Annotated in this window: 21 protein-coding genes; 14 read left to right on the top strand and 7 right to left on the bottom strand. The window is 70.2% G+C overall.

Features of this window, described 5'->3' with window-relative positions; all coding sequences use genetic code 11:
* Positions 1-91 precede the first annotated feature (91 nt).
* The 5 genes from radC (at position 92) to AAG688_RS02625 (ending at position 4,513) form a co-directional block, all read left to right on the top strand.
* On the top strand, positions 92-766 hold the full coding sequence (gene radC, locus AAG688_RS02645; protein ID WP_411833821.1) for a RadC family protein: 675 nt from the start codon (positions 92-94) through the stop codon (positions 764-766).
* 88 nt (positions 767-854) lie between these two features.
* A complete protein-coding gene (gene argS, locus AAG688_RS02640) occupies positions 855-2,543 on the top strand; it encodes an arginine--tRNA ligase (RefSeq protein WP_411833820.1) in 1,689 nt (562 codons plus the stop codon).
* A gap of 16 nt (positions 2,544-2,559) precedes the next feature.
* Positions 2,560-3,330 carry an SPOR domain-containing protein gene (locus AAG688_RS02635; RefSeq protein WP_411833819.1) on the top strand — a complete coding sequence of 257 codons (771 nt, stop codon included), beginning with the start codon at positions 2,560-2,562 and terminating at the stop codon, positions 3,328-3,330.
* Positions 3,327-3,764: a hypothetical protein gene (locus AAG688_RS02630; protein WP_411833818.1), complete on the top strand. Its 438-nt coding sequence runs from the start codon at positions 3,327-3,329 to the stop codon at positions 3,762-3,764. Before AAG688_RS02635 ends, AAG688_RS02630 begins: the two co-directional genes overlap by 4 nt.
* Positions 3,761-4,513: an SDR family oxidoreductase gene (locus AAG688_RS02625; protein WP_411833817.1), complete on the top strand. Its 753-nt coding sequence runs from the start codon at positions 3,761-3,763 to the stop codon at positions 4,511-4,513. Before AAG688_RS02630 ends, AAG688_RS02625 begins: the two co-directional genes overlap by 4 nt.
* A gap of 128 nt (positions 4,514-4,641) precedes the next feature.
* On the opposite strand, the gene AAG688_RS02620 is transcribed toward AAG688_RS02625, so the two are convergent.
* Both AAG688_RS02620 and AAG688_RS02615 read right to left on the bottom strand, forming a co-directional pair.
* On the bottom strand, positions 4,642-5,628 hold the full coding sequence (locus tag AAG688_RS02620) for an FAD:protein FMN transferase (protein WP_411833816.1): 987 nt from the start codon (positions 5,626-5,628) through the stop codon (positions 4,642-4,644).
* 69 nt (positions 5,629-5,697) lie between these two features.
* Positions 5,698-6,135 (bottom strand): c-type cytochrome, encoded by a 438-nt coding sequence (locus AAG688_RS02615; protein ID WP_411833815.1) that lies wholly within the window; start codon positions 6,133-6,135, stop codon positions 5,698-5,700.
* A 202-nt stretch (positions 6,136-6,337) separates the two neighbouring features.
* On the opposite strand from AAG688_RS02615, the gene nosZ reads away from it, so the two are divergent.
* The 6 genes from nosZ (at position 6,338) to AAG688_RS02585 (ending at position 14,462) form a co-directional block, all read left to right on the top strand.
* Positions 6,338-8,257, top strand: a complete 1,920-nt coding sequence (nosZ, locus tag AAG688_RS02610) for a TAT-dependent nitrous-oxide reductase (protein ID WP_411833814.1) — start codon at positions 6,338-6,340, stop codon at positions 8,255-8,257.
* Positions 8,258-8,318: 61 nt separating this feature from the next.
* Entirely contained in the window at positions 8,319-10,943 is a 2,625-nt protein-coding gene (locus AAG688_RS02605; protein ID WP_411833813.1) for a 4Fe-4S binding protein, read from the top strand.
* Entirely contained in the window at positions 10,940-12,211 is a 1,272-nt protein-coding gene (locus AAG688_RS02600) for a nitrous oxide reductase family maturation protein NosD (RefSeq protein WP_411833812.1), read from the top strand. Before AAG688_RS02605 ends, AAG688_RS02600 begins: the two co-directional genes overlap by 4 nt.
* A complete protein-coding gene (locus tag AAG688_RS02595) occupies positions 12,186-13,112 on the top strand; it encodes an ABC transporter ATP-binding protein (RefSeq protein WP_411833811.1) in 927 nt (308 codons plus the stop codon). The genes AAG688_RS02600 and AAG688_RS02595 overlap by 26 nt, the downstream gene beginning before the upstream one ends.
* 7 nt (positions 13,113-13,119) lie before the next feature.
* Positions 13,120-13,935 carry an ABC transporter permease gene (locus AAG688_RS02590; RefSeq protein ID WP_411833810.1) on the top strand — a complete coding sequence of 272 codons (816 nt, stop codon included), beginning with the start codon at positions 13,120-13,122 and terminating at the stop codon, positions 13,933-13,935.
* Entirely contained in the window at positions 13,932-14,462 is a 531-nt protein-coding gene (locus AAG688_RS02585) for a nitrous oxide reductase accessory protein NosL (protein ID WP_411833809.1), read from the top strand. The genes AAG688_RS02590 and AAG688_RS02585 overlap by 4 nt, the downstream gene beginning before the upstream one ends.
* 39 nt (positions 14,463-14,501) lie before the next feature.
* On the opposite strand, the gene AAG688_RS02580 is transcribed toward AAG688_RS02585, so the two are convergent.
* Both AAG688_RS02580 and speA read right to left on the bottom strand, forming a co-directional pair.
* The gene (locus AAG688_RS02580) at positions 14,502-15,041 is read right to left on the bottom strand and encodes a cytochrome b (RefSeq protein ID WP_411833808.1); all 540 of its coding nucleotides are present in this window, start codon (positions 15,039-15,041) and stop codon (positions 14,502-14,504) included.
* Between the two features lie 154 nt (positions 15,042-15,195).
* Positions 15,196-17,094: an arginine decarboxylase gene (gene speA, locus AAG688_RS02575; protein WP_411833807.1), complete on the bottom strand. Its 1,899-nt coding sequence runs from the start codon at positions 17,092-17,094 to the stop codon at positions 15,196-15,198.
* 288 nt (positions 17,095-17,382) lie between these two features.
* Between speA and speE the strand changes: the two genes are divergently transcribed.
* On the top strand, positions 17,383-18,240 hold the full coding sequence (gene speE, locus AAG688_RS02570; protein WP_411833806.1) for a polyamine aminopropyltransferase: 858 nt from the start codon (positions 17,383-17,385) through the stop codon (positions 18,238-18,240).
* A gap of 103 nt (positions 18,241-18,343) precedes the next feature.
* Here the strand turns inward: speE and AAG688_RS02565 are convergent, their stop codons facing one another.
* Entirely contained in the window at positions 18,344-18,682 is a 339-nt protein-coding gene (locus AAG688_RS02565) for a P-II family nitrogen regulator (protein ID WP_411833805.1), read from the bottom strand.
* Between the two features lie 177 nt (positions 18,683-18,859).
* Here AAG688_RS02565 and ubiK point away from each other — a divergent pair, with 177 nt between their 5' ends.
* On the top strand, positions 18,860-19,120 hold the full coding sequence (ubiK, locus tag AAG688_RS02560) for a ubiquinone biosynthesis accessory factor UbiK (RefSeq protein ID WP_411833804.1): 261 nt from the start codon (positions 18,860-18,862) through the stop codon (positions 19,118-19,120).
* A gap of 10 nt (positions 19,121-19,130) precedes the next feature.
* Positions 19,131-20,645 (top strand): YifB family Mg chelatase-like AAA ATPase, encoded by a 1,515-nt coding sequence (locus tag AAG688_RS02555; RefSeq protein WP_411833803.1) that lies wholly within the window; start codon positions 19,131-19,133, stop codon positions 20,643-20,645.
* Between the two features lie 75 nt (positions 20,646-20,720).
* Here the strand turns inward: AAG688_RS02555 and AAG688_RS02550 are convergent, their stop codons facing one another.
* A complete protein-coding gene (locus tag AAG688_RS02550) occupies positions 20,721-21,740 on the bottom strand; it encodes an OmpA family protein (RefSeq protein WP_411833802.1) in 1,020 nt (339 codons plus the stop codon).
* An 11-nt stretch (positions 21,741-21,751) separates the two neighbouring features.
* The gene (locus AAG688_RS02545; RefSeq protein WP_411833801.1) at positions 21,752-25,117 is read right to left on the bottom strand and encodes a hypothetical protein; all 3,366 of its coding nucleotides are present in this window, start codon (positions 25,115-25,117) and stop codon (positions 21,752-21,754) included.
* Positions 25,118-25,136: the final 19 nt, after the last annotated feature.

The raw sequence follows: 25,136 nt of genomic DNA, 5'->3' as shown, positions 1-25,136 counted from the left end.
GATATTCCTACGGCCTGACAGGCGGTTAGCTTACCCGATGCCCTTGCGCGTCCCGATCCGTGCGGCCGCGGCGCTGATGCACAGTGGGCACATGCATATACGCGATTGGCCTGTCGGGGAACGCCCCCGGGAAAAGCTGCTGCGCCACGGCGCCGGCGCGCTGTCGGACGCCGAACTGCTGGCGATCTTCCTCGGCTCCGGCCTGCGCGGCCGCGACGCGGTGGCCACGGCGCGGGAGCTGCTCGGCGCGCATGGCCCGCTGCGCGCGCTGCTGGAACGCCCGCCGGGCCAGCTGTCGCAACTGCCGGGGCTGGGACCGGCGCGGGCCTGCCTGCTGGCGGCGGCGCTGGAACTGGGCAACCGCCACCTGGCGGCCGCGCTGGAACGCGGCGCGGCGCTGACCGACGCGTCCTCGGCCGGCCGCTACTTCGCCCAGCGCTTGCGCGGGCAGCCACAGGAAGTGTTCGCCGCGCTGTTCCTCGACACCCGCCACCGCGCGCTGGCCTTCGAGGAACTGTTCCGCGGCACCGTCGACAGCGCCGAGGTGCACCCGCGCGAGGTGGTGCGGCGGGCGCTGGCGCTCAACGCCGCGGCGGTCATCGTCGGCCACAACCACCCGTCCGGCTGCGCCGAGCCGTCGGCCGCCGATCGCGCGGTCACCGTGCGGCTCAAGCAGGCGCTGGCGCTGGTCGAGGTGCGGCTGCTGGATCACTTCGTCGTCGGCGACGGCGCGCCGGTATCGCTGGCCGCGCGCGGCTGGGTCTGAACCGGCCGGCGCGATTCGACCGGATTTGCGCGCGGGGCTGGGCTAAAATCGCCGGTTCCGCGTTACGCGCCCCCGTTGCAGACCTTTCGTGAAAGCCTCCCTACGCGCCCTGATCGCCCGCGCCATCGACGCCCTGCGCGAAGCCGGCACGCTGCCGGCCGACGCCGCCACGCCGGACTTCGTCGTCGAGCGTCCCAAGACCCGCGAGCACGGCGACTTCGCCACCAACGCGGCGATGCTGCTGGCCAAGGCCGCGCGGAGCAATCCGCGCGCCATCGCCACCGCGCTGGTCGCCGCGCTGCCGGCCAGCGACGACGTGCTGAAGGTGGAGATCGCCGGGCCGGGCTTCATCAACTTCCACCTGTCGCCGGCCGCCTACCAGCGCGAGGTCGCCACCGCGCTGCGCCAGGGCGCGGCCTACGGGCGCAACGACAGCGGCGGCGGGCGCACGGTCGGGGTCGAGTACGTCTCGGCCAATCCGACCGGCCCGCTGCACGTGGGCCACGGCCGCGCCGGCGCGATCGGCGACTGCATCGCCCGCGTGCTGGCCGCCAACGGCTGGAACGCCCGGCGCGAGTTCTACTACAACGACGCCGGCGTGCAGATCGACAACCTGGCCAGGTCCACCCAGGCGCGCGCGCTGGGCATCGTCCCCGACGGCGAAGGCTGGCCGCAGGACGGCTACCGCGGCGACTACATCGCCGACGTGGCGCAGGCCTACCTGGCCGGCGAGTCGGTCGAGGTGGAAGGCCACACCGTCGCCGGCGCGAAGGATCCGCAGGATCTGGACGCGATCCGCCGCTTCGCCGTGGCCTACCTGCGCCGCGAGCAGAACCTGGACCTGGAAGCGTTCGGCGTGTCGTTCGACACCTACTACCTGGAAAGCTCGCTGTACGCCGACGACAAGGTCGAGGAAACGGTGCGGCGGCTGGTCGCCTCCGGCCACACCTACGAGGAAGGCGGCGCGCTGTGGCTGAAGTCCACCGACTTCGGCGACGACAAGGACCGCGTCATGCGCAAGTCCGACGGCAGCTACACCTACTTCGTGCCGGATGTGGCCTACCACCTGAGCAAGTGGCAGCGCGGCTACGAGCGCGCGATCACCGAACTGGGCGCCGACCACCACGGCTCGCTGGCGCGGGTGAAGGCCGGCCTGCAGGCGCTGGACGCCGGCATCCCGGCCGGCTATCCGGAATACGTGCTGCACCAGATGGTCACGGTGATGCGCGGCGGCGAAGAGGTGAAGCTGTCCAAGCGCGCCGGCAGCTACTTCACCCTGCGCGACCTGATCGAGGAAGCCGGGCGCGACGCGACGCGCTGGTTCCTGATCGCGCGCAAGCCCGATTCGCAGCTGACCTTCGACATCGACCTGGCGCGCCAGCAGAGCAACGACAACCCGGTGTTCTACGTGCAATACGCGCACGCGCGCGTGTGCAGCCTGCTGCGCCAGGCGGCCGAGAAGGGCTATGCCTACGACGAGGGCAACGGCCTGAACCACCTGCCGCTGCTCGACGCGGAAACCTCGCTGCCGCTGATGGTCGAGCTGTCGCGCTACCCGGAAGTGGTGGAAGCCGCCGGCCAGCTGCTCGAGCCGCACCTGATCGCGCAATACCTGCGCGAGTTGGCCTATGCTTTCCACACGTGGTACGCCGGCACGCCGGTGCTGGTCGAGGATGCCGCGCTGCGCGACGCGCGCCTGGCGCTGGCGCAGGCCACGCGGCAGGCGCTGGCCAACGGCCTGGAACTGCTCGGCGTCGGCGCGCCGGAACGGATGTAATCGGAGTAACCCCCAGATGGCGGCAAGACGCGGCAAGAGCCAGGCCCGGCGCAATACCGGTTCCCACCCCACCCCGGCGTGGGTGTGGCTGATCCTGGGGCTGCTGATCGGGCTGGGCGCGTTCTTCATCTTCAGGAACGATGGCGACTTCAACCCGCTGCGGCCGCAGCCCAACCCCGACGCGCGGCCGGCGCCGATCAGCGAGGCCGACGTGGAAGCGGTCGTCCCCGGCGATGCCCCGGCAACGCCGGCCGACGCCGAGCCTGCGCGCGGGACGCAGTACGACTTCTACACCCTGCTGCCGGGCAAGGAAGTGCGCATGTCCGACGCCGAGCTGGCGGCCAGCGCGCGCGAGGAGGAAGCCCGTCGCGCCCGCGCGGCGCTGACCGGCACCACCGTCGAGGCGCTGGATCGCCCGCAGCCGGATCCGCTCCCCGAAACACCGGCGACCGCGCCCGCCACGCCGCCGGCGACCGCGCCGGTGGTGGCGACCGCGGATGCGCCCGCACCCGCGGCTTCCGCACCGGCAGCGGCGGCCGCCGGCAGCAGCGACGGCGCGCGCTACATCCTCCAGGCCGGCGCGTTCGGCGCCTCCGGCGATGCCGAGGCGACCAAGGCCAAGATCGCGATGCTGGGCCTGGGTGCGCGCGTGGAGTCGGCGCAGATCGGCGGCAAGACGGTCTATCGCGTGCGGATGGGGCCCTACGGCAGCGCCGGCGAACTGGCCGAGGCCAAGCGGAAGCTCGCCGACGGCGGCCTGCCGGCGATGGCGATCAAGGCGCAATGAGCGCGCGCACGCCGACGCAGCGCCTGATCATCGCCGCCGCGGCCGCGGTGGCCGCGCAATGGCTGCTGTCGCTGCTGTTCGCGCAGTTCCCCGGCTTCACCGAGCTGGGCTGGCAGACGCGGGCCGGGTTGGTGCAGGTGTCCGCGCTGGTCGCCACGCTGCTGGCGATGGGACTTGGCGGCGGCATCGGCGGCTACCGCTTCGCCGGCGTGGCGGTGGTGATCCAGCTGCTGCTGTGGCTGGTGACGCTGCTGGTGCTGGCGCGGCTGAACGCCACCCTGGAACAGGGCACGCTGCCCCACCACCTCGCGCGCGCCGCGCGCTTCAACCTGCCGGGCATCCTGGCCGGCGTCGCGGCGGCCGCGGCCGCCGCGGCGGCGGGCGCGGCGCTGTGGCAATGGCGACTTTCCCGCACTTCCAGATCCTTCCCATGAGCGAACGCACCGCCCTGATCACCGGCGCCACCTCCGGCTTCGGCGCCGCCGCCGCGCGGCGCTTCGTGCAGGCGGGCTGGCGCGTGGTCGCCACCGGCCGCCGCGCCGAGCGGCTGCAGGCGCTGGCCGGGGAACTGGGCGAAGCCAACGTGCATCCGGCGGTGTTCGACGTGCGCGACGCCGACGCGATGCGCGCCGCACTCGATGCGCTGCCGGCCGGCTTCGCCGACCTCGACCTGCTGGTCAACAACGCCGGCCTGGCGCTGGGCACGTTGCCGGCGCAGCAGGCCTCGCTGGACGACTGGCGCACGATGATCGACACCAACGTCACCGCGCTGGTGACGCTGACCCATCACCTGCTGCCGCGCCTGGTCGCGCGCCGCGGCGCGATCATCAACATCAGCTCGGTGGCCGGCGTCTATCCGTATCCCGGCGGCAACGCCTACGGCGGCACCAAGGCGTTCGTCAGCCAGTTCTCGCTGGGCCTGCGCAGCGACCTGCACGGCACCGGCGTGCGCGTGACCGCCATCGAACCGGGCATGGCCGAGACCGAGTTCACCCTGGTGCGCACGCATGGCGACCAGGCCGCCTCCGACAAGCTCTACGGCGGCGCCAGCCCGATGACCGCCGAGGACATCGCCGAGACCCTCCTCTGGGTCGCGGGCCTGCCGCCGCACCTGAACATCAATCGGCTCGAACTGATGCCGACCAGCCAGTCCTTCGCCGGCTTCCAGGTGCATCGCGGCTGATCAACGGATCCACGCGCAGGGCGGAGCGGTTCCGGCCCCTGCGCTTTCCGCATCGAATGTGGCGACCCTGAGCCGGGCGAGCCCGGCTCTGCACGGTCCCGGGTAGCCTGTGCAGGCGCTGCGCCTGCCTATGCCGGCTTGAGCGCGGCCCGCATCCCGGGCGATTGCCAGACCGTGCCGTCGCTGCCGGCGACCAGCAGTTGCGCTTCGGGATGGCGCTGGCTCCAGGCGGGCGCGGCGGCCGGTCCCTGCACCATCAGCGCGGTGCCCCAGCCGTTGACCGGCGCAACGTCGCGCGCCAGCAGGGTCACTCCGCGCACGCCGGTGGTGGGCCAGCCGGTCCGCGGATCCAGCACGTGGTGGAGACGCCGGCCATCGCGGACGAAGCCGCGCTCGTAGTCGCCCGAGGAGGCGACCACGCCGCGGCCGTCGATTTCAAGGGTTCCCAGCAGCCTGGCCGGCGCGCGCGGATCGCGCACGCCCACCCGCCAGGGACGGCCGGCGAGGCGGCCGATGGCCAGCACGTCGCCGCCGCCGTTGATCAGCGCATTGCGCACGCCTTCGCGTTCCAGCACGTGCAGGCCGGCGGCCAGGATCGGCAATTTGGCGATGCCGCCCAGGTCCAGGGCCATGCCGGGGCGTTCGAGGAAGGCGGTGCCCGCCGCGGCATCCAGTTGCAGGTGCTGCGCGCCGACGTGGCGCAGCGCACCGGCGATGTCCGCCGCCGTGGGCATGGCCTCATGACCGGGCTCGAATTGCCAGCCGGACAGCGCGCCGACGGTCGGGTCGAATGCGCCCTGGCTGTCGCGGTGCACGCGCCGGGCGGCCTGCAGCACCGCCATCACTTCGGCCGGGACCGCCACCGGCTGGCGTCCCGCCGCCACGCCGATGCGGCGGACGACGCTGTCCCCGCGGTAGCGGCTCATCAATGCTTCAAGGCGCAGCATCTCGGCGAAGGCCGCGGACATGGCCGCACCCAGCAGCCGGGCATCGGCGCCGTCGGCGACGATGTCCACCTGCGTGCCCATGAGCATGCGGCGGTCGCGCTGCGGGCCGGCGGCGGTGCCACCGGCGTGCGCGACCCAAGGCAGCGCGCCCAGCAGGGGCAGCGCCATGACGAAACGCCGCCGCGACCATTGTCCTGCTTGCCGGGTATCGTTCATGGCTGCTGCCCTCGCGATTGCCTACGACTGGTTCAACATGTAATCCACGGCGGCCTTCACGTCCTCGTCGCTGAGCGAGGGGTTGCCGCCCTTGGCCGGCATCACGCCGGCTTCGCCGGTGTAGCCCTCGATGGCGTGCTTGTACAGCGTGTCCTTGCCCTGCGCGACGCGTGCGGCCCAGGCGTCCTTGTCGCTGGGCATGGGCGCGCCGGCCAGGCCGCTGGCATGGCACAGCGCACAGGTGGCGCCATAGACCTTCTTGCCGGCCTCATCCGCGGCGGCCACGGCCGGAGCCGCTTCCGCGGCCGCGGCGGCCGGCGCCTCGGCAGGAGCAGCCTGCGCCGGAGCCTCGGCCGCCGGAGCGGTTTCCCCGGTGGCGGGGGCAGAGTCTTGGTTGCCGCCACAAGCGGCGAGCAGCAGGGTAGCCGCCAGCGTCGCGGTCAGGGAAATCAGCTTCATCGAATGGCCCTCGCTATCGAAATCCGGAAGATTGGTTGAAAAGGAAAAACAAAGCAGACCGGGTTACCGCCCACGCAGCCAGTGTAATTGCCGGTCTGCGCATCCGGGTTGATTTGAATCAAGTCGGCGGGCTTCCAACCGCGTCAGACTGGCGCCGTGGGAATCCGTCCACATTATGCAGACAATTCGAAAGGGGCCAATCATGAATGACATGAAGGACGACTCCGGTTCAAACGCCTCCGGCATGAGCCGTCGTCAATTCATCAACACCACCGCCCTGGTCGGCCTGACCCTGGGCGTGGCCGCGTGCGACGACAAGTCCGCCCCGGCGGCGGCGGGCAGCAATGGCAGCAAGGCGGCCGGCGGTGCAGCCGACGCCGGCGTGCATCTGAAGCCGGGCGAACTCGACACCTACTACGGCCTGTGGAGCGGCGGCCACACCGGCGACATGCGCGTGCTCGGCCTGCCTTCGGGCCGCGAGCTGCTGCGCATCCCCTGCTTCGTGCCCGACGCGCTGGTGGGCTGGGGCATCACCAATGAATCCAAGGCGGTCATGGGCACCAAGCCCGACGGCTCGCTGCGCTACACCGTGGGCGATACCCACCACACGCACGCCTCCTACAAGGACGGCAACTACGACGGCCGCTACGCCTGGATCAACGACAAGATCAACAGCCGCCTGGCGCGCATCCGCCTGGACTACTTCGTCTGCGACAAGATCACCCAGTTGCCCAACGTGCAGGGCTTCCACGGCATCTTCCCGGACAAGCGCGACCCGGTGGATCCGGCGATCAACTACACCACCCGCGTGTTCTGCGGCGGCGAGTTCGCCATCCCGCTGCCCAATGCCGGCATCGAGGACGAGACCAAGTACCGCTCGCTGTTCACCTGCGTCGACGCCGAGACGATGGAAGTGCGCTGGCAGGTGCTGATCGACGGCAACTGCGACCTGGTGGCCAGTTCGTTCGACGGCAAGCTGGCGGCGACCAACCAGTACAACATCGAGATGGGCGCGCGCTACGAGGACATGATGTCCGCCGAGCGCGACGCCTGCCTGTTCTTCAACATCGCCCGCATCGAAGAGGCGGTCAAGGCCGGCAAGTTCACCACCATCGGCGACTCCAAGGTCCCGGTGGTCGACGGCACCCGCGAGTCCAACAAGGATCCGAAGACCGCGCTCACCGCCTACGTCTCGGTGCCCAAGAACCCGCACGGCGTCAACGCCAGCCCGGACCAGAAGTACTTCATCTGCGCCGGCAAGCTCTCGCCCACCGTCACCACCATCGAGCTGGCCAAGGTGCTGGAATGGTTCGACGGCAAGATGGAGAAGCTCGACGACGCCATCGTGGCCGAGGTCGAGGTGGGCCTGGGCCCGCTGCACACCGCCTTCGACGGCCGCGGCAACGCCTACACCACGCTGTTCCTCGACAGCCAGGTGGTCAAGTGGAACATCGAGAAGGCGATCGCCTTCCACAACGGCGACAAGAACGCGCAGTACGTGGTGGACCGCATCGACGTGCACTACCAGCCGGGCCACATCAACGCCTCGCAGTCCGAGACCATCGCCGCCGACGGCAAGTACCTGGCGGTGGGCTGCAAGTTCTCCAAGGACCGCTTCCTGCCGGTGGGCCCGCTGCACGCCGAGAACGAGCAGCTGATCGACATCTCCGGCGACAAGATGGTGCTGCTGGCCGATCACCCGGTGCGCGGCGAACCGCACGACTTCATCATCTTCAAGCGTGAATTGGTCAAGCCCGTGCAGGTGTACGCGCTGGACGACTTCCCCAACGCGGTCAAGGATCCGAAGGAATCGGGCGTGTTCCGCGACGGCAACAAGGTCACGGTCAAGCTGACCTCGCAGGCGCCGGCGTTCAGCATGCGCGAGTTCAAGGTGAAGAAGGGCGACGTGGTCACCCTGATCCTGACCAACCTGGACAAGATCGAGGACCTGACCCACGGCTTCGCGATTCCGAACTACAACATCAACTTCATCGTCAACCCGCTGGAAACCAAGTCGGTGACCTTCGTGGCCGACCAGGTTGGCGTGTTCTGGGGCTACTGCACCCACTTCTGCCATGCGCTGCACCTGGAGATGCGTACGCGCATGATCGTCGAGGGCTAAACACCCTCTCCTCGCAGGCGCTGCGTACGCGCAGCGCCTGCCTTGTCCTGGATGTGATGCAATGCCCGCTCCCGGTACCCGGTTCCTGGTCTTCCTGGCCGTCCTGATCCTCGGTCTGGCCTCGCTGCCGGCACGTGCCCAAAAGACCGATACCTACGAGGCCGAGCTTCCGGCCAACCTGGCCACCGCGCCGGACATGTGCGCGCTGATCCGCTGCACGGACGTCTTCCCGGGCGCCACCCATTTCTCCCCTCGCAAGGGCCAGCCGCCCTACGTCGAAGCCTACGACAACGACGGCCCGCAGAAGAAGCTGCTGGGCTACGTCATGCTGTCCACCGACATCACCGACATCCCGGCCTATTCGGGCAAGCCGGTGATCACCCTCATCGGCATGGACACCGAGGGCCGCTTCGTCGGCGTCAAGGTGCTCAAGCATTCCGAGCCGATCCTGCTGCTGGGCATCCCCGAGTCGGCGCTGACCGCGTTCAACGATCAATACCTGGGCAAGTTGGTCGCCGACATCATCGAGGTCGGTCCTTCCCGCCCGGACGAGAACGTGATCGGCCTGGACGCCATTTCCGGCGCCACCGTCACCGTGGTGGCGCAGAACCAGGTGGTGATGATGTCCGGCTCGGCGGTGGCCCGCCAGACCGGCATCATCGCCCCCACCGTGCGCGAGCCGGCCCGCTTCGTCGACACCGGCAAGCGCTATGGCTGGGCCGAGCTGGTCAAGCTGGGCGTGGTCCAGCGCCTGCAGGTGCGGCCCGAGCAGGTCGGCCTGCCGCGCGGGCCGGAACCGTTCATCGAACTGTGGTTCGGCGATCTGAACCAGCCCGACGTGGGCCGCAGCCTGCTCGGCGACGCCGGCTACGACCGCCTGCACGCCACGCTGGACGAGGACGAAAGCGCGCTGTTCGTCATCCGCACCGGCGGCGCCGAATCGTTCAAGGGCTCGGGCTTCGTGCGCGGCGGCATCTACGACCGCGTGCAGGTCAAGCAGGGCGCCGACTCTTTCACCTTCCGCGACCTGGACGCGCTCAACCTGTACGGACTGGAAGCCGAGGGCGCGCCGCGCTACACCGAGTCGTCCATCTTCATCATCCGCTCGCCCTCGTTCTCGGCCGCCTATCCGTGGAAGCTGGCCTTCCTCGGCAACCGCGTCGATCGCGCCACCGGCCACCGCAGCTTCGCCGTGTTCGAGTCCAAGTACTGGCTGCCGGCGGCGATGCTGGAAGGCGGCCGCCCCAGGGTGCAGGAGGCCAGCGCGCCGTGGGTGCGGATCTGGAAGAGCCAGCCGCTGAAGATCGGCCTGTTCGCGCTGCTGCTGGTGGCGGTGACGGTGGTCTACGCGCTGCGCGAGCGGCTGACCCGCCTGTCCACCCACAAGAACAAGTGGCCGGTCAACGGCTTCAAGTACTTCTTCTGGGCGGTGAGCATCTTCCTGGTCGGCTTCGGGCTGATGGCGCAGCCGTCGATCACCCAGGTGCTGACCTGGTTCCACTCGATCCTGTTCCAGTGGTCGTGGCCGCTGTTCCTCACCGATCCGTACATCTTCCTGTTCTGGATCTTCATCATCGTCACCGTGTTCCTGTTCGGCCGCGGCCTGTTCTGCGGCTGGATGTGCCCGTTCGGCTCGCTTTCCGAGGCGATCTACAAGGTGGCGCGGAAGATCGGCCTGAAGCGCTTCCAGACCCAGCTGCCGCAGAAGTGGCACGACCGCCTGAAGTGGCTCAAGTACGCGATCTTCTTCGGCCTGCTGGCGGTGTCGCTGTTCTCGATGGGCCTGGCCGAGAAGCTGTCCGAGGTCGAGCCGTTCAAGACCACCTTCCTGGTCGGCGTCACCAACCGCACCTGGCCCTACGCGCTGTTCCTGGCGGTGCTGCTGGGGCTGTCGATCTTCATCGAGCGGCCGTTCTGCAAGTACCTGTGCCCGCTGGGCGCCTCGCTGGCCATCCCCAGCACGTTCCGCTGGTTCGGCCTCAAGCGCAAGCAGGACTGCAACAGCTGCAAGGCCTGCGCGGTGGGCTGCGGCGCCCAGGCCATCGACGCCGACGGCCGCATCGACCATCGCGAATGCCTGCACTGCCTGGACTGCATGATCCTCTACACCGACACTGGCGGCTGCCCGCCGCTGGCGCGGGAGCGCAAGCGCCGCGAGCGCAAGAGCCTGCCGCTGACCCTGATCCGCGACGACGGCTATTTCGAGCCGCTGCCCGGCGAGACGGTGCAGGATCAGGTGCTGCCCAAGGCGGTGGCCGGCCCGGATCCGCGCATGCCCACCGATCCCACGCTACCGGCGCACAAGCACGACGTCGGCCTGCTGGCCTGGATCTGGCTGGAACTGCGCGACCACCTGTGGCCGTGGAGCCGCAGCGGCTGGCGCAACCGGCGCGGGCTGCAGGTCGCCGGCCTGGCGCTGGCGCTGGCGGTCAGCGCGGCCTGGATCATGGCGGCGCTGGGGCACCTGTCCTCGGGCGCGATCATCGGCTGGTGGTTCGGCTGGAGCCTGTACGAGGTGCTGATCCGGCTGTCGGGTCGCCGCTACGTCAAGGACGGCCCGTGGTGGCGCGACCACTATCGCAATGCCGGCGTTTTCGACATGATCAGCTACGTCGCCTTCAAGAACCTGATGATCGGTGCCGCCCTGTTCCTGCTGCTGAAATCGCTGGGGTTGTTCATCCCATGATCCGTGCCATCGGCGGCAGCCTGCTGCTCGCGCTGCTTGCATTGTGCGCAACCGCGCAGGCCGCCACCCTCCGGGTCGACCGCGGCGGCGACCTGGCCGCCGCGGTGGCGGCGGCGCAGGCCGGCGACGTGATCGAGATCGCGCGCGGCAAGTACCGCGTCAACCTGCTGATCGACAAGCCGCTGACCCTGCGCGGCATCGACCGCCCCACCCTCAGCGGCGGCAACCGGGGCGACACCATCCGGGTGACCTCGCCGGACGTGGTGATCGAGGGGCTGATCGTGCGCGACTCCGGCGACAGCCTGAAGGAGCAGAACGCCGGCATCTACCTGTACCCGGGCGCGCACCGCGCGGTGGTGCGCCATTGCGACCTGACCTACAACCTGTTCGGGCTGTGGATCGAGAAGGCCGACGACGTGCTGATCGAGCACAACCTCATCACCGGCAAGCGCGAATACGCCAGCCCGCAGCGCGGCAACGGCATCCAGCTCTACAACACCCAGCGCGCGCGCATCTTCAACAACAACATCAGCTTCGTGCGCGACGCGTTGTACGTGGACGTCTCGCACAACGCGGTGTTCCGCGGCAACCGGCTGCACCACAGCCGCTACGGCACCCACTACATGAACTCCTACCACAACCTGTGGGAGGACAACGACACCTACTACAACCGCGGCGGCCTGGCGCTGATGGAAGTGCGCAACCAGGTGGTGCGCGGCAACCGCGCCTGGGGCAATTCCGACCACGGCATCATGCTGCGCACGCTGTACGACTCGGAGATCTCCGACAACATCGTCGCCGGCAACACCCGCGGCTTCTTCATCTACGACGTCGAATACATCAAGCTCAACGGCAACCTGGTGATCGACAACATGGTCGGCGTGCACCTGTCGGCCGGCTCCACCCGCAACGAGGTGGAGGGCAACGACTTCATCTCCAACCACGAGCAGGTCCGCTACGTCGGCGCGCGCGACGAGGTGTGGGGCGCGAACAGCGGCAACCACTGGAGCAACTACCTGGGCTGGGACCGCGACGGCAACGGCCAGGGCGACGTGCCCTACGAGGCCAACGACATCGTCGACCGCCTGACCTTCCGCCATCCCGGCGTCAAGATGCTGCTGGCCAGCCCGGCGGTGCAGGCGCTGCGGCTGGTGGGCAGGCAATTCCCGATCCTGCGGGCGCCTTCGGTGGTGGATCCCCATCCCCGCATGCGGCCCGGACACGAAGACTGGAGCGAATGGCGTGGCAAACGTTTCCCCGGCCAGTGACGGCATCACCATCGCGCTGCGCGGGGTGCACAAGCACTACGGCGCGCTGCGCGCCGTCGATGGCGTCGACCTGGACATCCCGCAGGGCGAGATCTTCGGCCTGATCGGCCACAACGGCGCCGGCAAGAGCACCCTGTTCAAGCTGATGCTGGGGCTGGAGCAACTCAGCACCGGCAGCATCCACATCGGCGGTGCGCCCATCGGCGGGCGCGGCTTCCGCGCGCTGCGCCGGCAACTGGGCTACCTGCCCGAGAACGTGGTGCTGTACGACAACCTGGACGGACTGGAGACGCTGCGCTTCTTCGCCCGCCTGAAGGGCGCGCCGCTGGCCGACTGCCCGGCGATGCTGGCGCGGGTGGGCCTGGAACACGCCGGCAAGCGCCCGGTGCGCGAATATTCCAAGGGCATGCGCCAGCGCCTGGGCTTTGCCCAGGCGCTGCTGGGCAAACCGCGCGTGCTGTTCCTCGACGAGCCGACCAATGGCCTGGATCCGCAGGCCATCCGCGACTTCTACGCCCAGTTGCAGGCGCTGAAGGCCACCGGGGTCACCATCGTCATCACCTCGCACATCCTGGCCGAACTGCAGGAGCGGGTGGACCGGCTGGCCATCCTCGCTTCCGGCCGGCTGCAGGCGGTGGGCAGCGTGCAGGCGCTGCGCGAGCGCACCGGGCTGCCGCTGATCGTGGAGATCGACCTGCCCGAGGCCGGCCGCGAGGCCGCCGCGCAGGCATTGCGCGAGGCCACCGGCGTGCAGCCCGAGGCGCTGCCCGGCGGCCTGCGCCTGCTCTGCCCGCGCGAACGCAAGATGGCCCTGCTGGCCGCGCTGGCGCCGCTGGGCGCACACGACCTGCGCCTGCAGGAGCCCTCGCTCGAAGACATGTTCTTCGGTATCTCGGACTGATGTCGCCATGGAACTGACCCCGATCCTCACCGTCGCCGCCAAGGAATTCCGCGACCGCATGCGCAACCGCTGGGTGCTGGCCATCGCCCTGGTGTTCACCCTGTTCTCGCTGGTCATCGCCTACTTCGGCGGCGCCCAGCAAGGCCAGGTCGGCTTCCATTCGATCGAGTTCACCATCGCCAGCCTGGTCAGCCTGGTCATCTACCTGATCCCGCTGATCGCCCTGCTGCTGGGCTTCGACGCCATCGTCGGCGAGCGCGAGCGCGGCTCGCTGGCGCTGCTGCTGGCCCTGCCGATCACCCGGCTGGAACTGCTGCTGGGCAAGTACCTGGGACTGGCGCTGGCGCTGACCCTGTCCACCGTAGCCGGCTTCGGCGTGGTCGCGGTGCTGCTGTGGCGGCACATGAGCGCCAATGCGCTGTTCCACTACAGCGGCTTCGTGCTCAGCTCGGTGCTGCTGGGGCTGGCCTTCCTCAGCATGGCGGTGCTGATTTCGGTGCTGGCGCGCGAGCGCACCCGCGCCTCCGGGCTGGCCATCGCCACCTGGTTCCTGTTCGTGCTGGTGTTCGATCTGGTGCTGCTGGGCGTGCTGGTGGCCACCGGCGGCCAGTTCGCCGGCGATGCCTTCGCCTGGCTGCTGCTGTTCAATCCCACCGACGTCTACCGCATCCTCAACGTATTCTCGCTGGAGGACGTCCGCACCCTCTACGGGCTGGCCAGCGTCGTTCCCGAGTCGCTGGGCAATCCGCTGACGATGGGCGGCGTGATGCTGGCCTGGATCGTCGTACCGCTCGCCTTGGCCAACTGGAGATTCAAACCATGATGCCCGCCTTCCGTACCCGCGCCCTGTCGCTGGGCCTGACCGCCGCCGCCCTGCTGGCCGGCTGTGGCGAAAAATCCGCCCAGACCGCGACGCTGGCGCCGGCCGAAATCGAAACCGGCACCGCCTGCGTGCTCGACGGCATGCTGCTGGCCGACTACCCCGGCCCGAAGGCGCAGATCCACTACGCCGGCCAGGAACAGCCGGAGTTCTTCTGCGATACGGTGGAGCTGTTCAATACCCTGCTGGCCGGCGAACAGGCGCGCGCGGTCCGCGCCGTCTACGTGCAGGACATGGGCCAGGCCGACTGGGAAGAACCCCGCGGCCACTGGATCGACGCCAAGGCCGCGTTCTACGTGCACGGCAGCAAGGTGCACGGCTCGATGGGGCCGACCTTCGCCAGCTTCGCCCAGCGCGCCGACGCCGAGGCCTTCGCCGGCGAGCACGGCGGCCAGGTGCTGGCCTTCGGCGAGGTCACCAAGGACATGGTGGACCTGCGCGGCGGCGCCCTGCACGACTCGCACATGTAACCGACGCGGCAGGCGGCGCCCCTGCGCGGGCGCCGTCGCCTACAGCATCCGCTTCAGGGTGTCGTCACGGCGGAAGGCGTGGTGCCAGATCGCCGCCAGCACGTGCAGGCCGATGATCCAGTAGAAGATCTCGCCGATGCGACCGTGCAGATCCTCCAGCGTGTGCGCCAGCGCCTCGTTCCCCGGCAGCAGCGCCGGCAGGGCCACCCCGGTGAACGGAACCAGGACCTGCTTGCCGTCGCTCCAGGCGGTGGCCAGGCCCAGCAGCGGCATCACGATGAAGAAGGCATACAGCGCCAGATGCGCCAGCCCGGCCACCAGCGCGCTGTGGCGATCCAGCGGCGGCGTCACCGGCGGCGCGCCGTGCCGGCGACGGCCGAGCAGGCGCCACCACACCAGCACGAACACGGCGATGCCGGCCCAGAAATGCCCCTGCACCATCGCCGCCCGGCCCGCACTGCCGCGCGGGAACAGGCCACGCTGCTCGATCAGCAGGTAGGCCGCCAGGATCAGCAGCGCCATCAGCCAGTGCAGGCGGCGCAGGGTGGGCGCATAGCGCGAAGTGACGGCGGCGTTCATGGCGGATCCCGCAGTGGATGGCCCGGGCAGGCGCCCGTCGGAGGCCATGCTACGCCGGGTCGCGCCTGCGGGCGTGGCTGATTCGCAACCGCATTGCCCGGCATCGACACGCCCACCGGTGCCTGGCCGAGGCCGGAAGCGGCCCCGGCCGCGCTCAGCCCAGCGGCTCGTCCGACAGGTAGGTGTAGCCGGTCAGGCCGGCTTCCAGCGCGGCATCCAGTTCGGCGGCTTGCGCGGCCGGCAGGTGGGCGGCGGCCACGCGCTGGCGGTACGCCGCGCGCAGGTCGTCGAGCCGGTAGCCGACGTAGTCCAGCATCACGTCGGTGGTGTCGCCGCGGCGCTGCTGGGCGATGCGGTAGCCATCGCCGTCGACGCTGACCTCGACCGCGTCGGTGTCGCCGAACAGGTTGTGGATGTCGCCGAGGATCTCCTGGTAGGCGCCGACCAGGAAGATGCCGAGCCGGTAGCTCTCGCCCGGCTTCAGCGCATGCAGCGGCAGCGAACTGTCCAGGCCCTCGTTCTCGACGTAGGTCTTGACCATGCCGTCCGAATCGCAGGTCATGTCGGCGATGATGCCGCGGCGAGCCGGCGCCTCGTCCAGGCGTTCGATCGGCAGGATCGGGAACACCTGGTCGATCGCCCACACGTCGGGGATCGATTCGAACACGCTGAAGTTGACGAAGTACTTGTCGACCAAGCGCTCGTTGAGTTCGTCCAGCAGGTCGCGGTGGCTGCGCTCGTCGCTGCTCAGGCGGCCGCGCACGGCGTGGGCGATGGCGTAGAACAGGTCGTCGATGCGCGCGCGGTGGACCAGGTCGATCTGGCCCAGCGCGTACAGCGACAGGCCTTCGCTGTGGTGGTGCTGGGCCTCGTGGAACAGTTCCACCGCCGGGCGCGTATCCAGCTCGCCGTGGATCTCGCGCAGGTGGCGGATCACCGCCGGTTCGTCGTCGTGCGCGGGCGGCACGCGGCCTTCCGGCGCCTGCTCGACCTCCGACACGTTGACCACGAGCACGGCGTGGTGCGCGGTCATCGCGCGGCCGCACTCGGTGACGATGCGCGGCGGCGCCAGGCCGTGCTGCTCGCAGGCCTCGGCCAGCGGCTGGACGATGTTGCTGGCGTACTGGTTGATGCCGTAGTTGATCGAGCAGTAGCTGCGCGAGCGCGTGCCCTCATAGTCGATGCCCAGGCCGCCGCCGACGTCGACGTGGCTGATCGTCGCGCCCAGGCGGGACAGCTCGACGAAGTAGCGCGTGGCCTCGCGCATGCCGTTGGCGATGTCGCGCACGTTGGAGATCTGCGAACCCATGTGGAAATGCAGCAGGCCCAGCGTGTCCTCCAGGCCGGCCTCGCGCAGCTGCTTCCACAGGTCCAGCACCTGGCGCGGCGACAGGCCGAACTTGGCCTTGTCGCCGCCGCTGTTCTGCCACTTGCCGGCGCCCAGCGTGGCCAGGCGCATGCGCACGCCCAGGCCGGGCCTGACGCCCAGCCTGCGCGATTCCTCGATGACCAGCGCCAGCTCGGACGGCTTCTCGATGACGATGAAGGTCTGCAGGCCGAGCTTGCGGCCGATCAGCGCCAGGCGGATGTATTCGCGATCCTTGTAGCCGTTGCAGACGATCAGCCCGCCCGGCCGCGACAGCGCCAGCACCGCCATCAGCTCGGGCTTGCTGCCGGCCTCCAGGCCGAAGCCGTCGCCCGCGTGCGAGGCCAGCGTGCCGGCGACGCCGCGATGCTGGTTGACCTTGATCGGGTAGACCGCGGTGTAGCCGCCGGCGTAGTCCCAGTCGGCCTGCGCCTGCGCGAAGGCGGCCTGCAGCTTGCCCAGCCGGTCGCCGAGGATGTCCGAAAAGCGCACCAGCAGCGGCAGCTTGGCGCCGTTGGCGCGCGCGGCGTCGACCACTTCGGGCAGCGGGATCGCCGGCCCCTGCGCGCCGCGCGGCGACACCACGATGCGGCCGGCGGCGTCGACGTCGAAATACCCTTCCGCCCAGTGCGGGATGGAGTAGGTCTTGCGGGCGTGGTCGGCAGACCAGGTACGGCTGGAGGTCATGGCTGTTTCGCTGTGGCTGGCGCGTGGCGACGCGTTCTTCATTGCCGCGGCGGGGGTCCACCGCAGCGCGGACGCGCATTCTACAGGCTGTGCTCATGGGGGTCCGTTACAATGCGCGCCCGCGCCGAAGCCCCTCTCCCGCCGGGAGAGGGGTTGGGCGAGGGTTCGGCGAAGTCCGCGATGGCGGAACGCCGCTGCCCTCGCCGTACCCTCATCCGGCGCTTTGCGCCACCTTCTCCCGTCGGGAGAAGGGAACAGTCTCCACCCTTCACCCGCAGGACACCGCCCATGACCACCCACGACAACTGGTACATCGAGCACTTCCAGCCCACCGGCTCGGCCATCGGCTTCCGCATCACCGGCAAGCTGGACGAGGTGCAGTCGCCGTTCCAGAAGATCGAGATCTACGACAGCACCGACTGGGGCAAGCTGATGGTCATCGACGGCGCGATGATGCTGACCAGCCGCGACAACTTCTTCTACCACGAGATGATCAGCCACCCGGTGCTGTTCACCCACCCGGACCCGAAGCGCGTGGTGATCATCGGCGGCGGCGACTGCGGCACGCTGCGCGAGGTGCTCAAGCACCCGGGCGTGGAGAGCGCCACCCAGTGCGACATCGACGAGCAGGTCACGCGCATGGCGGAGAAGCACTTCCCCGAACTGTGCGAATCCAATGGCGATGCGCGCGCCGAACTGCTGTTCGACGACGGCGTGGCCTACATGGCCAACTGCGCGCCGGGCAGCGTGGACGTGGTGATCGTCGATTCCACCGACCCGGTCGGCCCGGCCGAAGGCCTGTTCAACCAGGCGTTCTTCGAGAGCTGCTTCCGCGCGCTGAAGGACGACGGCCTGCTGGTGCAGCAGTCCGAATCGCCGCTGGCGCTGCTGGATCTCATCAAGGACATGCGCGCGGAGATGGGCAAGGCCGGCTTCCGGTCGTTCAGGACGCTGCCGTTCCCGCAGCCGTGCTATCCGACCGGCTGGTGGAGCGTGACGATGGCCAGCAAGCGCGCCGGCTTCGGCTTCGACTTCCGCAAGGCCGACGCGCAGGACAAGGGCTTCGACACCCTGTACTACAGCGCCCACCTGCACGACGGCGCACGGGTGGCGCCGCCGTTCGTGGCGCGCGCACTGGGCGAGTAACGCCCGCCGCGCATCCTTCCCCAAGCCGGCCGGGGCAACATTGGAGAAAACCCCGCGACGGACGCGGGGTTTTCCTGTCTGCCACCGTCGCTTGCGGCAACGCTCACAGCGCGTCGGCGTCCAGCTCGCCGGTGCGGATGCGCACCACCCGCTCCAGGTCGTAGACGAACACCTTGCCGTCGCCGATCTTGCCGGTGCCGGCGGCGCGCACGATGGCTTCCACCACCGCTTCGACCTGCTCGTCGGTCACCGCCACTTCCAGCTTGACCTTGGGCAGGAAGTCGACCACGTACTCCGCGCCGCGGTACAGCTCGGTATGGCCTTTCTGGCGGCCGAAGCCCTTGACCTCGGTGGCGGTGATGCCGGCCACGCCGGACTCGGCCAGCGCCTCGCGCACGTCGTCGAGCTTGAACGGCTTGATGATGGCCATGATCATCTTCATCGGCGGTCCTCCTGCTGGATGGCGGCAGGATAACGCGGTTGCGCCGCGTGCGGGCGTCGGGTTCAATGGCGCCACGGCGCGGTTGGGAATTTTCCGACACGCTGCCGCAGCCCGGCCCGATGGCGCCGCCACGACCACGGCAGGCACGCTGCCGGCACCGCCCCGTAGAGAATCCCCATGATCGATCTCAATCCCATCGACGAGCTCGCCCGCCGCCTCAACGACCTGGTCCCGCCCGGCCTGCGCGAGTCGCGCGAGGAACTGCAGCAGGCCTTCAAGAGCGCGCTGCAGGGCGGGCTGGCGCGGCTGGATTTGGTCACCCGCGAGGAATTCGACGTGCAGCGCGCGGTGCTGCTGCGCACGCGCGAGAAACTGGAAGCGCTGGAAGCCACGGTGCGCGGGCTGGAAGCCGCGGCGCCGGCCGACCCGCAAGCCTGATCCCTTCGCCATGAGCCTGGCGCTGGTGCACAGCCGTGCACGGGCGGGCGTGTCCGCACCACCGGTACGGGTGGAGGTGCACCTGTCCGGCGGGCTGCCGGCCACCCACATCGTCGGCCTGCCGGAAGCGGCGGTGCGCGAATCGCGCGATCGCGTGCGCGCGGCCATCCTGTGCGCGCAGTTCGAATACCCGCAGCGGCGCATCACCATCAACCTGGCGCCGGCCGACCTGCCCAAGGACGGCGGCCGCTTCGACCTGCCGATCGCATTGGGCATCCTCGCCGCCAGCGGGCAGATCCCGCGCGAGGCGCTGGCCGATTGCGAATTCCTCGGCGAACTGGGCCTGACCGGCGAACTGCGCGGCATCGACGGCGTGCTGCCCGCCGCGCTGGCCGCCGCGCGCGCGGGTCGCAAGCTGGTGGTGCCGCCCGGCAACGGCGCCGAGGCCGCGCTGGCGCGCGAGGGCCAGGCCAGCACCGCGCGCACGCTGCTGGAAGTCTGCGGCGCGCTCACCGGTGCGCGCACGCTGCCGCTGGCGCAAGCGCCCGCGGCCGAAGCGTCGCCCTGCCCCGATCTGGCCGACGTGCGCGGACAGCGGCAGGCAAGGCGCGCGCTGGAAGTGGCGGCGGCGGGCGGCCACCACCTGCTTTTCGTCGGTTCCCCGGGCTGCGGCAAGACCCTGCTGGCCTCGCGCCTGCCCGGCATCCTGCCCGAGGCCAGCGAGGCCGAGGCGCTGGAAAGCGCGGCCATCGCCTCGATCAGCGGCCGCGGCCTGGACCCAGCACGCTGGCGCCAGCGTCCCTACCGCAGCCCGCACCATACCGCCAGCGCAGTGGCGCTGGTCGGCGGCGGCTCGCAGCCCCGGCCCGGCGAGATCTCGCTGGCGCACCACGGCGTGCTGTTCCTCGATGAACTGCCCGAGTGGGATCGCCGCGCGCTGGAGGTGCTGCGCGAGCCGCTCGAATCGGGCGTGGTCACGGTGTCGCGCGCGGCGCGCAGCGCGGAGTTCCCCGCGCGCTTCCAGTTGGTGGCGGCGATGAACCCGTGCCCGTGCGGCTGGGCCGGCAATCCCAGCGCGCGCTGCCGCTGCGCCCCGGAGCAGATCCGCCGCTACCGCGCGCGCATCTCCGGCCCGCTGATGGATCGCATCGACCTGCACGTCGAGGTGCCGCGCCTGCCGGCCCACGAACTGCGCCCCGACGCGCCGCCGGGCGAGTCCAGCGCGACGGTGCGCGAGCGCGTCGGGCGCGCCCGCGAACGGCAGATGCGGCGCGGCGGCCTCAACGCACGGCTGGGGCAGTCGCAGACGCAGGCGGCGTGCCGCCTGCAACCGGCCGATCAACGGCTGCTCGAGCAGGCCATCGAGCAGCTGCAACTGTCGGCGCGCTCGCTGCAGCGCATCCTGCGGGTGGCGCGCACCATCGCCGACCTGGACGGGGCCGACGACATCGCCACCGCACACTTGGGCGAGGCGCTGGGCTATCGGGTGATCGACCGCGGGCAGGCGCTTGCGGGCAATGCCTGATCCGGCCAGCGCCGGCCACCGTCACGCCTGATCACGCAAGTGGGACAGGCGCCGGAGTGGAACGCGCAGGTGGCCTTAGCCGGCCTGCCGGGCCAGCAGCCGCACTTCCACGCGACGGTTGGGGATCAGGCACTCGCGCAGGGCCGCCTGCGGCCTGACGCCGGTGCAGGACTGGACCTGTTCGGTGTCGCCCTTGTACGTGTAGCTCACCTGGCCGGCGGGGATGCCGCGCTCCACCAGCAGATCGCGCACGGTGCGGGCGCGCTGTTCGGACAGCGCCTGGTTGTGGTCGTGGCCGCGGCCCTGCAGGCGGTCGGCATGGCCGACCAGTTCCACGCCGGTGAGGACCAGCCCTTCCGCGCGCAGGCGCGCCAGTTCACGGTCCAGGCTGTGCAGGGAATGGGCGCGGATGTCGCCACGGCCGGAACGATCGAACTCGAACAGCACGTTGGCCACCAGCGCCACCTGCCGCGGCGTTGCGTCCGCTGCCAGCGGGGCCGCGGACGTGCCGGCGCCGCACTGGCGCGCCAGCGCCTCGGCATCGCCCACCCAGTCCTCGGCGATCTGGATGTAGGGCCGGGAATGGCGCCACTGCTGCTGGTTGAATTCGTTGCCGGCGTGGACCAGTTCCACCTCGCCGCAGGCCACGGCCTGCTGCGCGCATTCGAAACCCGCACCGCCATGCAGGGCGCGCAGGCGCTGCCACAGGTCCTCGCGCACGCGGGCGGCGCCGTTGACCAGCGCGGTGTCGGTGGGCAACGGCGAAACGCCCTGCTCCATGCCGGCGATCAGCTTCTCCGCCTCGGTCAGCGCCTCCTGCGGGAACGCGCTGCGATCGTTGCGGGTGTACTCGTGGAACGACACGTCCAGCCAGCACTGCGCCTTGGACAGGTGGTAGTCGCGCAGCGGCAGGCCGGCGTCGTTGAGCGCCTTGATCCGGCCCTGGACGGCCTCGTAGCCGGACAGGTCGGCATGGACGGCCTCGTCGGTGATGCGGTCGCCCTGGGCGTTGAGCCGGGTTGGTTGGGCCTGGGCGGAAAAGGCCAGCGCGGCCAGCACGGCGGCGCCGAGAAGGGTCGATTGGGTGATGGTCATGTCGGTAATCCTCAACGCACCGGATCGCGGTAGCGGGCGTCTTCCCTGCGGAAGAGGTCTTCGTCGAACTTGAAGCGCAGGCGGATGAAAGCGCCCTGCTGGGTGTATTCGTAGCCGGCCAGGTCGGCGTCGCCGCGGAAGCCGGTGGCGTTGTAGCCCACCGACAGCCACAGGTTCTGCCGCAGCAGGCGGCCGACCTCGATGCCGAGCGCGTACTGGTTGGCGCCGTTCTGGCCGCGGAACACCGAGCCCAGCACGCCGATGTCCCAGTTCTCGGTGACGTCGTAGACCAGGCGGCCGGACAGCAGCACGGCATGGAATTCGTCGTCGCTGCGGCCGGTGTCGGCATGGAAGAAGCTGTCGCGCTGCCACTTCGCGGCGACGCGGCCGGTCAGCCACCACGGCCGCGACGGGTGCCAGTCGGCGTGCGCCGAGACGATGTGCGCGCTGCTGCGGATGTCCTGCCCGGTGTCCAGGCCCCAGCCGGAGCCGTCCATGCCGCTCTCGTCCTTCTCCAGCTTGTACTCGTAGCGGGCCAGGGCGTTGACGCGGTTGGTGTCGGTGTCGCGGTAGGCCAGGCCGATCTGGAAGCGGTCCTGCAGCACGTCGCCGCGGGCGTCGTACTCGGTGCGCAGCAGGTAGTTGCGCGCCAGCGCGGTCCAGTCGCGGCCCAGCTTGCGCGCGGCCAGGAACTGCAGCAGCGTGGTGCTGTAGCCCTCGTCGGCCGGGGTGCCGGCGACGTCGTCGGAGATGCGGTGCTCAAGGCGGACGCCGCCGCGCCACAGCGGGTTGGCGCTGTAGTCCAGCGCCAGGCCCACGCCGGTGGAGTCGCCGATGTTGCCGGAGATGACCTTGGTGTGCTCCAGCGTGGTGTCCAGCCGCAGGCCTTCGCGCAGGTCCCAGCGATTGCGCATGCCCGAAGCCGCCTGGATGTCGCGGCCGGCGATGGCGTCGCGCAGGCGGTACTCGGAGAACAGCTGGGTGTCCCTGAGGAAGCTGGTGTCCACGCCCAGCGCCACGGTGTCGGCCTCGCGGCCGTCCTGGGTCAGGCCGTTGACGCCGCTGATGCCGGTCTGCTTCTCGTAGCGGCCGTACACGCGGCTGCGCTCGCGCAGCCGGTAGTCCAGGCCCAGCGCGACGCGGCTGCGGTCCTCGCCGTGGATGTCCTGCTCGACTTCGCCGCCGATGCTGAAGCGGTCGCTGGCGCGGTAGCCCAGTCCGACGCGCAGCATGTCCGAGGACAGCTCGGTGCCCACCGGCAGGCCGCTGGCGACGTCGTTGGGATTGCCGCCGGAGATGATCGGCAGGCCGGTCAGCGGATCCAGCGGCTGCTGGCCGAACCCGAGCGCGCCGCCGCCCGCACCGGTGGCATACCCGCCGGACAGCCCGCCGATGTGGCCGTAGCCGCTCGCGGTGGCCCAGGTGTAGTAGGCGCCCACGGTCTCGCGGATGGCGCGGTAACCGAAGTCCAGGGTCAGCCTGTCGGTCACCTTCACCCGCGTGCCGGCGCTGGCCGCGTTGCGCTCGCCGCCGTCGGGATTGCGGTCCTCGCTGCGCAGGCCTTCGGCATACAGTTCGAAGCGCTCGCCGAGGCGCCAGCGCGTGGCCAGGCTGTATTCGCCGCGGCCGCCGTACAGCGGCGAGGCGGGGTTGTTGAATTCCGGATCGGAACGGCCGGCGAACAGCTTCAAGTCCAGCCGCCTGCCGGCATGGCCCAGTTCGACCCGCCAGGCATCGCCCTCGACCCGCCCGCTCAGGCCCTGCAGCGCGGGCGTGCCGTACTGGTTGACGCTGTTGGTGTTGACCTCGCTGCGGGTGCGCGCGGCCTCGGCCACCAGCCAGGTGTTGTCGCCGAAGCGGTAGCCGAGGTTGGCGCTGCCCATCTCGAAGGCGGCGAACGGGTTGCGATCGTCGACGTAGGCGCCGCCGATCTCGCCGTTCCCGCCCACCCGCAACTGGGCGTCGGCGCCCAGCACCAGGAACTTCTCGGTGCCCTGGTCCAGTTCGTAGGTGATGCGCAGCGAGACCGGATTGAGGTCGCTGTCGAACGCGGGCAGGAAGCTGGCCAGCAGGATGCGGCCGGAGAACGGCTCGAAGCTGTAGTCGACCAGCCGCGCCAGCGGCCGCACCGAGACGATGCGCGAAGGCTGGTTGCGATCGCGCACCACCACCTCCACCCGCTCGCTGCCCTCCAGCACGGCGTTGTTGCGCAGGCCGTAGGGGCCGCTGCCGGCGGCCGGCAGTTCCTCGATCACCTGGCGCAGCGAGTCCTCGATGGCGAACACGTTGCCGCGCACGCGCGCGTTCTCGAAGTGCCAGCCCAGCCCGGTGGCGGTGCGGTTGTAGGTGCCCAGCACGCGCGCGGCGGCCTGGCTGCCGGCATCGGCGCCGCTGTGGGTGGCGATGTTGATGCCGGTCTGGAAGTCGCCGTACAGCAGGTAGCTGCGGTCCTTGTCCACGCGCACGTACAGGCGCTCGGCCGAGCGCGCGTCGAAGCCGCGCAGCGCGGCATCGCCGTACACCGGGTAGAACTCCTCCGGGCGGATGTCGCGCAGCAGCCGCGCGCGCACTTCCTTGTCCGAGTCGTAGGCCGCGGTCAGCAGGTACTCGCCCTTGATGCGGCCCTTGGCGAAGAACGCCGCGCGCGCCGCGCCATTGGCCTTGCCGCGGTTGAACTGCCTTTCCCAGCGGCGGATCTCGCGCTCGAAGCCGTCGCCGCGCGGGCCGTCGACGACCAGCCCGGCGCCCTTGCGGCGGAAGTTGATGACCCCTTCGATCAGGCCGGTGGCGATCAGCTCGCGCATTTCCGGCACGAAGCCGATCACGCCCTCGGCGCTGTGGCCGCCGGCGGTCACCCGCAACAGCACGTCCTGCGGATCGTGGGGGGCCAGCAGCTCGAACTCGGCCTTGCCGCCACGCACCGGCAACTGCACGCCGGGGGTGGCCTTGTCGGCGTCCAGGCGGCCCGGGCCCAGTTCATCGGTACGCCCGTCGGGCAGCTTGATGCGGCCGCCGATGTGCTCGATGGTGGCGAAGGCATCGCCCTGCATCGGCCTGCCATCGGCCTGGTAGAGGTGCACCGTCACCTTGACCGGCGACTGGCCATCGGCCGGCACGCCGTCGCGATCGACTTCCACCAGCACCCGTTCGACGCTGGCGTTGACGCCGTAGTCGACGTTGCCCGGCTGCGCGTGCAGCACCTGCGCGGATGGTCCCGGGCTGGCGGGCGATTGCGGGTAGAGCGGCGCGGCCTGGCCCAGCACCGGAGTGAAGCGCTGGTCGCCGGACACGGTCTGCGCCGTGGCCAGCGGTGGCGCCATCGCCAGCATCAGGGCCAGTGCGAGCGGATGGAGGTTGCGACGGGGCGAGGCAGGCATGGACTGGATTTCCGCAAGG

The sequence above is a fragment of the Pseudoxanthomonas mexicana genome (assembly GCF_046736355.1).
GTDB lineage: Bacteria > Pseudomonadota > Gammaproteobacteria > Xanthomonadales > Xanthomonadaceae > Pseudoxanthomonas_A > Pseudoxanthomonas_A mexicana_B.
Note: the sequence above shows the minus strand (reverse complement) of the source record. Positions and strands in the feature narration are given on the sequence as shown.